Source organism: Streptococcus sp. SM5, from assembly GCF_027497975.1.
In genome coordinates this window covers 24,845-37,120 of record NZ_JAJNSC010000002.1, presented here as the reverse complement: position 1 = coordinate 37,120, position 12,276 = coordinate 24,845, and the positions used below count along the sequence as shown (strand labels likewise).

General features: G+C 41.0%; 12 protein-coding genes. 4 read left to right on the top strand and 8 right to left on the bottom strand.

Annotated features, from left to right (window positions below; genetic code table 11):
• Positions 1–145 precede the first annotated feature (145 nt).
• Genes PAN07_RS01460 through ffh form a run of 3 tightly spaced genes read left to right on the top strand, consistent with a single transcriptional unit; the run spans position 146 to position 2,279 of the window.
• Positions 146–478, top strand: a complete 333-nt coding sequence (locus PAN07_RS01460; protein WP_269796768.1) for a putative DNA-binding protein — start codon at positions 146–148, stop codon at positions 476–478.
• A gap of 2 nt (positions 479–480) precedes the next feature.
• The gene (locus tag PAN07_RS01455; protein WP_269796767.1) at positions 481–696 is read left to right on the top strand and encodes a 2-oxoglutarate:acceptor oxidoreductase; all 216 of its coding nucleotides are present in this window, start codon (positions 481–483) and stop codon (positions 694–696) included.
• Between the two features lie 17 nt (positions 697–713).
• Positions 714–2,279: a signal recognition particle protein gene (ffh, locus tag PAN07_RS01450; protein WP_269796766.1), complete on the top strand. Its 1,566-nt coding sequence runs from the start codon at positions 714–716 to the stop codon at positions 2,277–2,279.
• Positions 2,280–2,306: 27 nt separating this feature from the next.
• Here ffh and PAN07_RS01445 read toward each other — a convergent pair whose 3' ends face one another.
• From PAN07_RS01445 to PAN07_RS01420, 6 genes are all read right to left on the bottom strand, one after another.
• On the bottom strand, positions 2,307–3,197 hold the full coding sequence (locus PAN07_RS01445; RefSeq protein ID WP_269796765.1) for an RluA family pseudouridine synthase: 891 nt from the start codon (positions 3,195–3,197) through the stop codon (positions 2,307–2,309).
• Complete coding sequence (gene lspA / locus PAN07_RS01440) at positions 3,187–3,648, bottom strand: signal peptidase II (protein ID WP_269796764.1); 462 nt, start codon at positions 3,646–3,648, stop codon at positions 3,187–3,189. Before lspA ends, PAN07_RS01445 begins: the two co-directional genes overlap by 11 nt.
• Entirely contained in the window at positions 3,645–4,553 is a 909-nt protein-coding gene (locus PAN07_RS01435; protein WP_269796763.1) for a LysR family transcriptional regulator, read from the bottom strand. The genes lspA and PAN07_RS01435 overlap by 4 nt, the downstream gene beginning before the upstream one ends.
• Before the next feature lie 156 nt (positions 4,554–4,709).
• Positions 4,710–5,315: a superoxide dismutase SodA gene (gene sodA, locus PAN07_RS01430; protein ID WP_269796762.1), complete on the bottom strand. Its 606-nt coding sequence runs from the start codon at positions 5,313–5,315 to the stop codon at positions 4,710–4,712.
• A gap of 69 nt (positions 5,316–5,384) precedes the next feature.
• Positions 5,385–6,422 (bottom strand): DNA polymerase III subunit delta, encoded by a 1,038-nt coding sequence (gene holA, locus PAN07_RS01425; protein ID WP_269796927.1) that lies wholly within the window; start codon positions 6,420–6,422, stop codon positions 5,385–5,387.
• 32 nt (positions 6,423–6,454) lie between these two features.
• Positions 6,455–7,390: a dihydroorotate oxidase gene (locus PAN07_RS01420; RefSeq protein WP_269796761.1), complete on the bottom strand. Its 936-nt coding sequence runs from the start codon at positions 7,388–7,390 to the stop codon at positions 6,455–6,457.
• A gap of 226 nt (positions 7,391–7,616) precedes the next feature.
• Here PAN07_RS01420 and gdhA point away from each other — a divergent pair, with 226 nt between their 5' ends.
• Positions 7,617–8,963 (top strand): NADP-specific glutamate dehydrogenase, encoded by a 1,347-nt coding sequence (gene gdhA / locus PAN07_RS01415; RefSeq protein WP_269796760.1) that lies wholly within the window; start codon positions 7,617–7,619, stop codon positions 8,961–8,963.
• A gap of 83 nt (positions 8,964–9,046) precedes the next feature.
• Here gdhA and alaS read toward each other — a convergent pair whose 3' ends face one another.
• Both alaS and PAN07_RS01405 read right to left on the bottom strand, forming a co-directional pair.
• Positions 9,047–11,665, bottom strand: coding sequence for an alanine--tRNA ligase (gene alaS / locus PAN07_RS01410; protein WP_269796759.1), 2,619 nt, complete (start codon positions 11,663–11,665; stop codon positions 9,047–9,049).
• 16 nt (positions 11,666–11,681) lie between these two features.
• Positions 11,682–12,167, bottom strand: coding sequence for an LURP-one-related family protein (locus PAN07_RS01405; protein WP_269796758.1), 486 nt, complete (start codon positions 12,165–12,167; stop codon positions 11,682–11,684).
• Between the last annotated feature and the right edge of the window lie 109 nt (positions 12,168–12,276).

The following is a 12,276-nucleotide window of genomic DNA, read 5'->3' as shown; positions in this document are numbered from 1 at the left end:
CTTTCTAAATCATTATAATCCTATCCATTATACCAAAAAAAGGTATCTTAGTCAGAAAATAACAGTTAAAATCACTTTTCCCCACTTGTGTTTAAAATCAATCCATTACTAGCAGTTCAAGCTATTTTTTGGTATAATAAATCTTATGGAAATTGAAAAAACCAATCGAATGAATGCTCTGTTTGAATTTTATGCAGCCCTCTTGACTGATAAGCAGATGAACTATATCGAACTCTATTATGCAGATGACTATAGTTTAGCTGAAATTGCTGAAGAGTTCGGTGTTAGTCGTCAGGCTGTTTATGATAATATCAAACGAACAGAAAAGATACTGGAAGACTATGAGATGAAGCTTCATATGTACTCTGACTACATTGTCCGCAGTCAGATTTTTGATCAGATCATGGAGCGCTATCCAGAAGATGCTTTTCTCCAAGAGCAAATTGAGATTTTAACAAGTATTGACAATCGGGAGTAATCATGGGCAGTCTAGTTATTTATCAAGGAATACCTTGCAAACTATTAGCCGCAGAGGAACCATTTCCTACTCGACTACAGATTATCTCGCCCAATGATATCTCCAAAGCTATGCAAATAGGTTTTAGCTGTTGGGGATATCCAAATGAAATCATGAAAGAAGTCACACCCGAAGAACTAGAGTGTTTGCGACATTTCGGACGATTTCCACTGAATTGAATAAATAGGAGAAAAATATGGCATTTGAAAATTTGACAGAACGTTTGCAGAACGTCTTTAAAAATCTACGTAAAAAAGGAAAAATCACCGAGAGCGATATCCAAGAAGCAACCAAGGAAATTCGTCTAGCTCTTTTAGAAGCCGACGTTGCTTTGCCTGTAGTTAAGGATTTTATCAAAAAAATTCGTGAACGCGCGGTCGGGCATGAAGTCATTGATACCCTCAATCCAGCTCAACAAATCATCAAGATTGTCAATGAGGAGTTAACAGAAATTCTTGGTTCTGATACAGCTGAGATTATCAAGTCCCCAAAAATCCCGACCATTATCATGATGGTTGGTTTGCAGGGTGCTGGTAAAACAACCTTCGCTGGAAAACTTGCACACAAACTTAAAAAGGAAGAGGATGCTCGTCCTCTGATGATTGCGGCCGACATCTATCGTCCTGCGGCTATTGACCAGCTTAAAACACTGGGACAACAAATTGATGTTCCTGTCTTTGCTCTTGGCACTGAAGTTCCTGCGGTTGAGATTGTTCGCCAAGGTTTGGAGCAAGCTAAAGCCAACCATAACGACTATGTCTTGATTGATACAGCCGGTCGTTTACAAATCGACGAACTTCTCATGAACGAGCTCCGTGATGTTAAATCTCTAGCTCAACCAAATGAAATCCTTCTCGTCATCGATGCTATGATCGGTCAAGAAGCTGCTAACGTTGCACGAGAATTTAACGCTCAATTAGAAGTTACCGGTGTCATCCTTACCAAGATTGACGGGGACACTCGTGGTGGTGCTGCCCTTTCTGTTCGTCATATCACAGGAAAACCAATCAAATTCACTGGTACTGGTGAAAAGATTACCGATATTGAAACTTTCCACCCTGACCGCATGGCCAGCCGTATTCTCGGTATGGGAGATATGCTGACTCTGATCGAGAAAGCTTCCCAAGAATACGATGAACAAAAAGCCCTTGAAATGGCTGAAAAGATGAGGGAAAACACCTTTGATTTCAACGATTTCATCGATCAGTTGGATCAGGTGCAAAATATGGGGCCAATGGAAGATTTGCTCAAAATGATTCCAGGTATGGCCAACAACCCTGCCCTTCAAAACATGAAGGTGGATGAGCGCCAAATTGCTCGCAAACGTGCCATCGTCTCTTCTATGACCCCTGAAGAACGTGAAAATCCTGATTTACTAACTCCAAGCCGTCGTCGTCGTATCGCAGCTGGTTCTGGTAATACCTTTATCGATGTCAACAAGTTCATCAAAGACTTTAATCAGGCCAAACAACTCATGCAAGGTGTCATGTCTGGTGACATGAACAAGATGATGAAGCAAATGGGTATTAACCCTAACAACCTTCCTAAAAATATGCCTGGTGGCATGGATATGTCAGCCCTTGAAGGTATGATGGGACAAGGTGGTATGCCTGATATGTCAGCTTTTGGTGGGGCCGGTATGCCTGATATGAGCCAAATGCTCGGTGGAGGTCTCAAGGGTAAAATTGGTGAATTTGCAATGAAGCAATCCATGAAACGCATGGCCAACAAAATGAAAAAAGCTAAGAAAAAACGCAAATAAAAAGGACTCAATTGAGTCCTTTTTTGTTTAGTTATTTCGAAGTTTTTCCAAAGTCTCTTTAAAGATAGTTGGAATATCAGCAGTAAATTCCAGAGTTTCCCCAGTTCTTGGATGAGTAAATCCAAGCGTCTTGGCATGGAGAAATTGCCCATGTCCCTTTAGGGTTTTACGAGGACCGTATACCTCATCACCAGCGACAGGATGACCGATATAAGCCATGTGCACACGGATTTGATGAGTTCGTCCTGTTTCCAGTTGCAACTCTAATAAAGAATAGTCACCAAAGCGTTCTAAGACTTGGAAACGTGTCACTGCTGGTTTTCCTTTGGCAGTCACGGCCTGTTTCTTACGGTCTTTTTCGCTACGTCCAATCGGCGCCTCAATGACACCACGGTCGTTGGGAAGATTCCCATGAACAATAGCCCAATATTTACGAAGAGATTTCTTGTCCTTGAGTTCTTGTGCGAGCGCCATGTGAGCTTCATCATTTTTAGCAATCATCAAGAGTCCTGATGTGTCCTTATCGATACGATGGACAATCCCTGGTCTCAATACACCATTAATGCCTGATAGGTCCTTGATATGGTACATGAGGGCGTTAACCAAGGTACCACTGGTATGACCAGCACTTGGATGAACAACCATCCCTTGAGGCTTGTTAACTACTGCTACATCCTCATCTTGATAAATGATTTCTAATGGAATATCTTCAGCAACATACTCTAAAACTTCTGGTTCTGGAACTTGATAGGTGATAACATCCCCCTCTTGAACCGAGTACTTGGCTTTCTTGACCTGGCCGTTGACCAAGACCTGACCAGACTTGATTTGTTCATTAGCGAGGCTACGAGACAATTCTGTCAAATCGGACAAAGCCTTATCTAATCGTACCCCGCCGGTTTCAATTTTAATTTCCATTCATTTCCTCTTTTAGCATTGCAATCATTAAAACAATTACTCCAACTGTTAGATAACTATCAGCCACATTGAAAATCGCAAAATTGATAAAGTCTAAGTGAAACATATCCACGACAAATCCTTGGCTAATGCGATCAATGAAGTTGCCAAGACCACCAGCAATGATTAGGATTAAGCCAAAGACTGTCCAGATGGAATCCTCTATATGCTTATGCAAATACCAGATTGCCCCCGCCATAACTACTAGCGTTATAACTGTAAAAAACCACTGTTGATCTTGTAGCATAGAAAAAGCTGCCCCCCTATTTTGCAGATAGGTTAAACTAACAAAATTAGGTATCCACGTTTTAACTTCACCTAGAGCAATATTCTGAACGACATAAGCTTTTACCAATTGATCCAACACTATTAAGGCAACTATGAATCCTGCAATTACTCCTCTTTTTTTCATGCTTTCCTCTTCTGATCAAAATACTCTTGCATGACCTCTACAAATAAAGTCCCTGCTTGACTCAAGTCTACTTCTTCACGTTTCACATAAACCATGCGATTATTGAGGTTATCATTTAGTGGAATAACGGTGATCCCGTTAACGCTATCGCTATCTAAGAATCCAGAACCAGTCGCATAAGCATTTGTTCTTTCAAGAATTCCATTTAAAGTAGCGCGGTCTGTTACGTTAAACATCTGAGAGCTGGCACTTGTATCCACAAAGTTTTCTGAGTAATAGAGATATTCATCCTTTTCTTGTGTGAAACGAACTGTTGGCAAATCAACTAAATCTTCCATGACCAGTTCTTTTTTCTTAGCTAAGGGATGGCCTTCACGTAGATAAATGTGCGTTTGGAAAGGAATCAACTCAATCACTTCAAGACCTAATTTTTCAATCCGTTGCATGATACCCTTTTGGTTTTGATTGTTGAGGTAAATAATCCCAATCTCACTATGACCTTGGGCTACTTCATCCAAAATCTGAACAGTTGTAGATTCAAAAATACGGAAATTCTTATACTCTGGGTACCGTTGAGAAAAAGTTGTGATAGTCGGTGGCAAGAAATCATAGTGCTGGCTGGCTATTGAAAACTCATCCTTTTCCTCTTCAGGATTGGCATACTGGTTCTGGAAAATATCAAATCCTTTAACCAACTCTTGGGCCTTTTCATAAAATTCCATTCCACGACGAGTAAGAAAGGTACCTGAACTAGTTCTACGGAAAATCTTGAATCCTAGCTCTTTCTCCAGATCTCTTACAGAAATAGATAGACTGGGTTGGCTAACGTACATTTTCTCAGCCGCTTCACGAAAAGTACCACTATTTGCAATAGCAACAACATAACGTAATTGTTGAATATTCATGATTTCTCCTTCGATTTCTATCTTATCATTATACCATAAATCAAGCCTATCCAACAAAGGAAAATTATGTGTCCTTGACTTCTTAGCAAAGTAAACAAAAAACACCTTTAAAGCTAGACCCAAAATCCAACTAAAAAGGGGTGTTATCAAATGCGATTATTTAGCTGCTGCGTAAAGCTCGTCTACTTTGTTCCAGTTGATAACTGAGAAGAAAGCTTTGATATAGTCAGGACGAACGTTACGATATTTTACGTAGTAGGCATGTTCCCAAACGTCCAAACCTAAGATTGGTTTTTTACCTTCTGAGATTGGTGTATCTTGGTTTGCTGTTGAAGTCACTTCAAGCTTACCTTCTTTGTTAACAACCAACCATGCCCATCCAGAACCGAAACGAGTTGTTGCTGCCGCAGTAAATGCTGCTTGGAATTCTTCGAATGAACCAAATGTTGCATCGATTGCTGCTGCAAGTTCAGTTGATGGAGCTGTTTTTTCTGGAGTCATCAATTCCCAGAAAAGAGCGTGGTTCAAGTGGCCACCACCATTATTGATAAGAGCTTGACGAATATCAGCTGGGATAGATTCTACGTCAGCAAGCAAAGCTTCGAGGTCTTCACCAATTTCAGGGTGTTTTTCAAGAGCTGCGTTTGCGTTGTTTACGTATGTTTGGTGGTGTTTGTCATGATGCAAGTGCATTGTTTCAGCATCAATGTATGGTTCCAAGGCGTCGTATGCGTATGGAAGATCTGGTAAGATAATAGCCATCTGTAATACCTCTTTTTCTTTTTATATAAAAATGATAACGCAAACAACCTATTTTTTCAAGTTATTTGCTCAATTTGACTGGCTTGCAATTTGCAACAAAGCCTTCTCAAACAGGTAGCCTTTTTCGTAAACACCAGTCTTAATTTGATAATCAGCCTGGATGAGATAACGGATAGAATCCTGTAAGAAATTCAAGGACAAACCTCGTGTGTCACGAAGGGCAAATTTGATTTGGTAAGGATTAGGATTGCGACCAAGATAGTGACCTAAACTGCTGACCATCTGAGATTCTGTCTGACCAGACTCTTGCAAAATTTTCACTTGTGTATAAAGTCTGAACTGCCCCAACATAATGGCAATCAGTTTAATCTCATCTTCTCCCTGCAAAGTCAAATCTTTTACTAAATCACGTGCCTGATCAATCTTCTTAGTCAATATTAACTGAGTTAAATCAAAGATATTATCCTGCAAAGTCTTTGGTATGGCTTCAACAATGTCTTCTTCGGTAATCCGGTCATCATCCTTATAAGACTGTAAGAAGAGTAGGTTTTTCTGAATTTCACTGAATTGAAAACCTGATTTGATAAGTAACTGTTCAAAGGATTTTCCATCAAAGGTCAGTCCTTGTTCCTGAGCCCACTTTTGAAAATAAGCACGCATCTCTTGTTCTTTTGGTTCAAGAGCTTCAAAAATCTTGGCATCCCTCTTGAGTAATTTGACTAAACGTCTCTTACTATCCAGCTTCCCTTCAGCAAAAATAACTAATTTACTCGTCGGAGATGGATTTTCCAAATATTCTTCAAAAGCCTTAAGCTCGTCATCAGATAGATAGCGTTTTTTAGCTGTTGTTATATCAAGAAAATGATCTAAAATAACAATTTTTTCATCCGCAAAGAAAGGAAGACTGACCAGCTCTAGTTCCAAGCTTTTGTAGTCTACTTCTTTCATATCAAAATAAGCAAAGTTCAAATCAGCAGAATCGTAGCCGATTTGCTTTAGCACCTGAGTTTTCATGACTTCATACTGTCCTTGATCAGCGCCTGTAAACAAGGTCAAACTAGGTAAATTTGATAAGGATAGCTTTTGGCTTTCTTCTATTGCTAGCATCATTTCTCCTTTCTTTTTAGTTTCACTTTTATTTAATCAATATAATGTAATTTACCACGGAAATCATCTAAGTTTTCGTACCCTTTTTCCACCATGATTTCTTTGAGTTCCTTGGTAATACGCTCAAAAGCACCTACTCCTTCTTTATGAAGAGTAGTTCCTACCTGCACCATGCTGGCACCACATAGGATATGTTCAAAAGCATCACGCCCTGTTAATACTCCACCAGTTCCAATGATTTGAATTTCTGGATTTAAGCGTTGATAAAAAGCATGGACATTGGCAAGGGCAGTTGGTTTAATGTATTCACCACCAATTCCACCAAAGCCATTCTTAGGACGAATCACGACAGACTCATCTTGGATATAGAGACCATTTCCGATAGAGTTGACACAGTTGACAAATTTGAGCGGATATTTGTTAAAAATAGCTGCAGCCTGGTCAAAGTGAACTATATCAAAATAAGGTGGAAGCTTAATTCCTAGAGGTCTTGTAAAATACTCAAAGACTTCTGACAAGATACGGTCTGTTGTTTCAAAATCATAGGCAATCTGAGGTTTCCCTGGAACATTGGGACATGAGAGATTGAGTTCAGTTAGACCACGAAAATCACTCTCTTGAACCTTTTTCAAAATAGTGTGAGTTTCCTCTGGAGACATTCCAACTAATGATAAAAAGAAGGTACGATTTGGTTCCTTTTCTTGCAATTCCAAAAGGTAGTTCAAGTAATAGTCTAAACCATTATTTGGCAGACCCATAGAGTTGATAGAGCCAAGTGGAACATCTTGGTAGCGTGGTTCAGGATTCCCCTGACGAAATTCCAAGGTTGCTGTTTTAGTGACAAAGGTTCCTGCTGCTGAGTTTTTAACACCTTCCAATTCCTCAATGGTCATACAAGCAACTCCTGCTGCATTCATCAAGCAATTATCAAATTCAAAACCAGCAATCTGTGTTTTAGTTGATACCATGATTCTATTCCTCCAGATTCCTTTATATTGCTACTATTATACCATACTTTGGCAGGACTCTTTTAATAAAACTAATCCTATGAAAAGGTTCTTATTCAGCTAATAAAACTAGCTAATCCAAATTGAAAGAATTTTTAGAAAATTTATGTTTTTTTCTTTACACTGAAAAATTTTTCTGCTATAATGTCTCATGTAATAAAATATGACAACAAAAAAGGAGAACGATATGACATCTGCTAAAGAATATATCCAAAGCGTGTTTGAAACTGTAAAAGCTCGTAACGGGCATGAGGCTGAATTTCTCCAGGCGGTTGAAGAATTCTTCAGCACTTTGGAACCTGTCTTTGAAAAACACCCTGAGTATATTGAAGAAAATATCTTGGCACGTATCACTGAGCCTGAGCGCGTAATTTCTTTCCGTGTTCCTTGGGTTGACCGTGATGGAAAAGTTCAAGTTAACCGTGGTTACCGTGTTCAATTCAACTCAGCTGTTGGACCATATAAAGGCGGACTTCGTTTCCACCCAACTGTAAACCAAGGGATCTTGAAATTCCTCGGATTCGAACAAATCTTTAAAAACGTTTTGACAGGACTTCCAATCGGTGGAGGTAAAGGTGGATCAGACTTTGATCCTAAAGGTAAAACTGACATTGAAGTCATGAATTTCTGCCAAAGCTTCATGACAGAACTGCAAAAATACATCGGCCCTTCACTTGACGTTCCAGCTGGAGATATCGGTGTTGGGGCTCGTGAGATTGGTTACCTCTACGGTCAATACAAACGTCTCAATCAGTTTGATGCAGGCGTCTTGACTGGTAAACCACTCCCATTTGGTGGAAGTTTGATTCGTCCAGAAGCAACTGGTTACGGCCTTGTTTACTACACTGAAGAAATGCTCAAGGCTAACGGCGATAGCTTTGCAGGTAAAAAAGTAGTTATCTCTGGTTCTGGTAATGTAGCCCAGTTTGCTCTCCAGAAAGCTACAGAACTTGGCGCAACTGTGATCTCAGTATCCGACTCAAATGGTTATGTCATCGACGAGAATGGTATCGACTTCGACCTTTTGTCAGATGTTAAAAACAACCGTCGTGCTCGTTTAACTGAGTACGCTGCAGAAAAACCTACTGCTACGTATTATGAAGGTTCTGTATGGACTTACACTGGTAACTACGATATCGCTCTTCCATGTGCGACTCAAAACGAGATCAACGGTGAAGCCGCAAAACGTTTGGTTGCTCAAGGCGTTATCTGTGTCTCTGAAGGAGCTAACATGCCTAGCGACCTTGAAGCTATCAAAGTCTACAAGGAAAACGGAATCCTTTACGGACCTGCTAAAGCTGCCAATGCTGGTGGTGTAGCTGTATCTGCTCTTGAAATGAGCCAAAACAGCCTTCGTCTTTCATGGACACGTGAAGAAGTTGACGGTCGCTTAAAAGATATTATGACTAACATCTTCAACACAGCTAAAACAACTGCAGAAACATACGGTCTTGGTACTGACTACCTTGCAGGTGCAAATATTGCTGCCTTTGAAAATGTAGCAAATGCTATGATTGCCCAAGGGATTGTTTAATTCTAAAAATGAGCTCCTCACTATTCGTGGGGAGTTTTTCTGATGCAAAAAATACCTATCCAAATGGATAGGTATTTGCTTGATTACAATTTAGCTGCAACTGCATCCAATAATTCTTGGATTTTCGCTTGGTTGCTTCCTCCTGCCATGGCCATGTCTGGTTTACCACCACCACGTCCATCAACGATTGGAGCTAATTCTTTAATCACATTACCTGCATGCACTTCTTTTGTCTTGCTGGCTACAAGGACATTGACCTTGTCACCGATAGCTGCGACAAGAACAAGGACATCAGAGTAATCTTTTTGTTTCCAGTTATCCGCAAAGGTACGAAGGGCACCTGCGTCTGATACAGATACTTGGCTGGCAATGTAACGGTGTCCGTTTGCTTCTTGAACATTCTTGAAGACATCACCTGCTGCCGCCGCTGCTGCTTTTTCCTTCAATTCTGCATTTTCTTTTTGCAATTGACGGAGTTGCTCTTGAAGTCCTTCCACCTTGTGAGGGACCTCTTTGAGTTGAGGTGCTTTCAAGGTTGCTGCAACTGCTTTCAGAGCATCTTCTTGTTCACGATAAGCTTCAAAGGCTTCCTTACCAGTCACTGCCAAGATACGACGAGTTCCTGATCCGATTCCTTCTTCTTTAACAATCTTGAAGAGACCAATCTCAGAAGTATTGCCAACGTGGGTACCACCACACAGTTCCACTGAGTAGTCACCAATCGTTACAACACGGACTTCTTTACCGTATTTCTCACCAAAGAGGGCCATAGCTCCCATTTCTTTAGCAGTATCAATATCTGTCTCAACTGTTTCCACTGCGATGGCTTCCCAAATCTTCTCATTGACTTGTTGCTCAATAGCGCGTAATTCTTCTGGAGTCACGGCTTGGAAGTGTGTAAAGTCAAAGCGGAGGAATTCTACTTCGTTGAGTGAGCCTGCTTGAGTTGCATGGTGGCCAAGGATATTGTGAAGAGCCGCATGAAGCAAGTGAGTGGCTGTGTGGTTCTTCATGACACGGTGACGACGATTGCTATCGATGGCCAAAGTGTATTCTTGGTTCAAGGCAAGAGGAGCAAGAACTTCAACGGTATGGAGTGGTTGTCCGTTTGGTGCTTTTTGAACATCTGTCACTGTCGCTACAACATTTCCTTGAGCATCCATGATTTGACCGTGGTCCGCAACCTGTCCACCCATTTCAGCGTAGAATGGAGTTTCTGCAAAGATTAGTGATGCAGTTCCTTCTGAAACAGCTTCTACTTCAGCATTGTCAGCTACGATAGCCACCAATTTAGAAGACAATTGGCTAGCATTGTAGTTAAAGACACTTTCCACAGTGATATTTTGAAGGGTCTCATTTTGCATACCCATAGATCCGCCTTTAACAGCAGATGCACGCGCACGTTCTTGTTGTTCCTTCATGGCTGCTTCAAAACCTTCACGGTCAACCGTCATACCAGCTTCTTCAGCGATTTCTTCTGTCAATTCTACTGGGAATCCGTATGTATCGTACAATTTGAAGACGTCTTGACCAGCGATAACCGTTTGACCTTTTTCTTTCAAGTCTGCTACGATTGTTTCTGCAAAGTGTTGACCTGAGTGAAGAGTGCGGGCAAATGACTCTTCTTCGCTCTTCACAATTTTCTCGATAAAGTCCCGTTTTTCAAGCACTTCTGGGTAGTAGCTTTCCATGATTTTTCCAACAGTTGGAACGAGTTTGTAAAGGAAAGGCTCATTGATGCCCAATTTTTGACCATGCATTGATGCACGACGGAGGAGACGACGAAGGACATAACCACGACCTTCATTTCCTGGAAGGGCACCATCACCGATAGCAAATGAAAGAGAACGGATGTGGTCTGCGATGACCTTGAAGCTCATGTTGTCGCCGTCTTGGTCATAGACCTTACCAGACAATTTCTCCACTTCACGGATGATCGGCATGAAGAGGTCCGTTTCAAAGTTAGTCTTGGCCCCTTGGATCACCGCTACCAAACGCTCTAAACCAGCGCCCGTATCAATGTTCTTGTGTGGCAATTCCTTGTACTCGCTACGAGGAACAGCAGGGTCTGCGTTAAATTGTGACAAAACAATGTTCCAGATTTCGATGTAACGGTCGTTTTCGATATCTTCTGCAAGCAAGCGAAGACCGATATTTTCTGGGTCAAAGGCTTCTCCACGGTCAAAGAAGATCTCAGTATCAGGTCCAGAAGGTCCCGCACCGATTTCCCAGAAGTTGTCTTCGATTGGGATCAAGTGGCTTGGATCCACTCCTACTTCAATCCAGCGGTTGTAAGAATCTGTATCATCTGGATAGTAGGTCATGTAGAGTTTGTCTTTAGGGAAGTCAAACCACTCAGGACTTGTCAAGAGTTCATAAGCCCAGGTAATGGCTTCGTCACGGAAGTAATCCCCGATTGAGAAGTTCCCCAACATTTCAAACATGGTGTGGTGACGAGCCGTCTTCCCTACGTTTTCGATATCGTTGGTACGAATGGCTTTTTGCGCATTGGTAATCCGTGGGTTTTCAGGGATGATGGTCCCATCAAAGTATTTCTTAAGGGTTGCGACCCCTGAGTTGATCCACAATAGGGTTGGATCGTTTACTGGAACCAAACTTACTGATGGTTCTACTGAGTGACCTTTGGTCGCCCAGAAATCAAGCCACATTTGGCGGACTTGTGCACTAGATAATTGTTTCATATGTGTCTCCTTTTTACTAATTAGATTGGCTTTCTAGCATTTCCACATAGTCGATAGCAACGCAGAGGGAAATGACTAGGTCTGCATAAGATTCGTCATAGACTGTTACAGTGTAAGTAGAGGTTAAATGGAAAAGCTCCTTGGTAATCTCCGCAATCACTTGATCACGATCATCTAGGAGTTTAAAATTCAAATCCCAGATATTACCTTCGATACGAAGACCGAGATTGTCGAACTCATACTTATCTCTAAAGAAAGTAAATTTCTTGCGGATATAAAAGCTATCTCCGTTAGTCAGTTGAATTTCAAAACGAGGCAAGAAGGTTAAGACTTCTTTTCGAATCTCACTGACCTTTTGGTTATCAGCATCATAGATAGTAAATGTTTTAGGAATCTTAAAAAAAGAGCCCTCAACTTGATAAGAGATATTTCCTCTATCGTCCTTAATATCAAAACGTTCACCACCTAGGCGAAATTTTTGTTTGACAAGAAATATTCTCATAAGCACCTCCAAAAATAAAAGACAAATCCATATCACGAAGGGCGAAAAACCGCGGTACCACCTTCATTCAATGAACTTGTCATTCTTGATTCTTATGCAATTGTTACAA

Coding starts and splice junctions, on each gene's coding strand:
- PAN07_RS01460 (WP_269796768.1), top strand. CDS start 146: ATGGAAATTGAAAAAACCAATCGAATGAATGCTCTGTTTGAATTTTAT.
- PAN07_RS01455 (WP_269796767.1), top strand. CDS start 481: ATGGGCAGTCTAGTTATTTATCAAGGAATACCTTGCAAACTATTAGCC.
- ffh (WP_269796766.1), top strand. CDS start 714: ATGGCATTTGAAAATTTGACAGAACGTTTGCAGAACGTCTTTAAAAAT.
- PAN07_RS01445 (WP_269796765.1), bottom strand. CDS start 3,197: ATGGAAATTAAAATTGAAACCGGCGGGGTACGATTAGATAAGGCTTTG.
- lspA (WP_269796764.1), bottom strand. CDS start 3,648: ATGAAAAAAAGAGGAGTAATTGCAGGATTCATAGTTGCCTTAATAGTG.
- PAN07_RS01435 (WP_269796763.1), bottom strand. CDS start 4,553: ATGAATATTCAACAATTACGTTATGTTGTTGCTATTGCAAATAGTGGT.
- sodA (WP_269796762.1), bottom strand. CDS start 5,315: ATGGCTATTATCTTACCAGATCTTCCATACGCATACGACGCCTTGGAA.
- holA (WP_269796927.1), bottom strand. CDS start 6,422: ATGCTAGCAATAGAAGAAAGCCAAAAGCTATCCTTATCAAATTTACCT.
- PAN07_RS01420 (WP_269796761.1), bottom strand. CDS start 7,390: ATGGTATCAACTAAAACACAGATTGCTGGTTTTGAATTTGATAATTGC.
- gdhA (WP_269796760.1), top strand. CDS start 7,617: ATGACATCTGCTAAAGAATATATCCAAAGCGTGTTTGAAACTGTAAAA.
- alaS (WP_269796759.1), bottom strand. CDS start 11,665: ATGAAACAATTATCTAGTGCACAAGTCCGCCAAATGTGGCTTGATTTC.
- PAN07_RS01405 (WP_269796758.1), bottom strand. CDS start 12,167: ATGAGAATATTTCTTGTCAAACAAAAATTTCGCCTAGGTGGTGAACGT.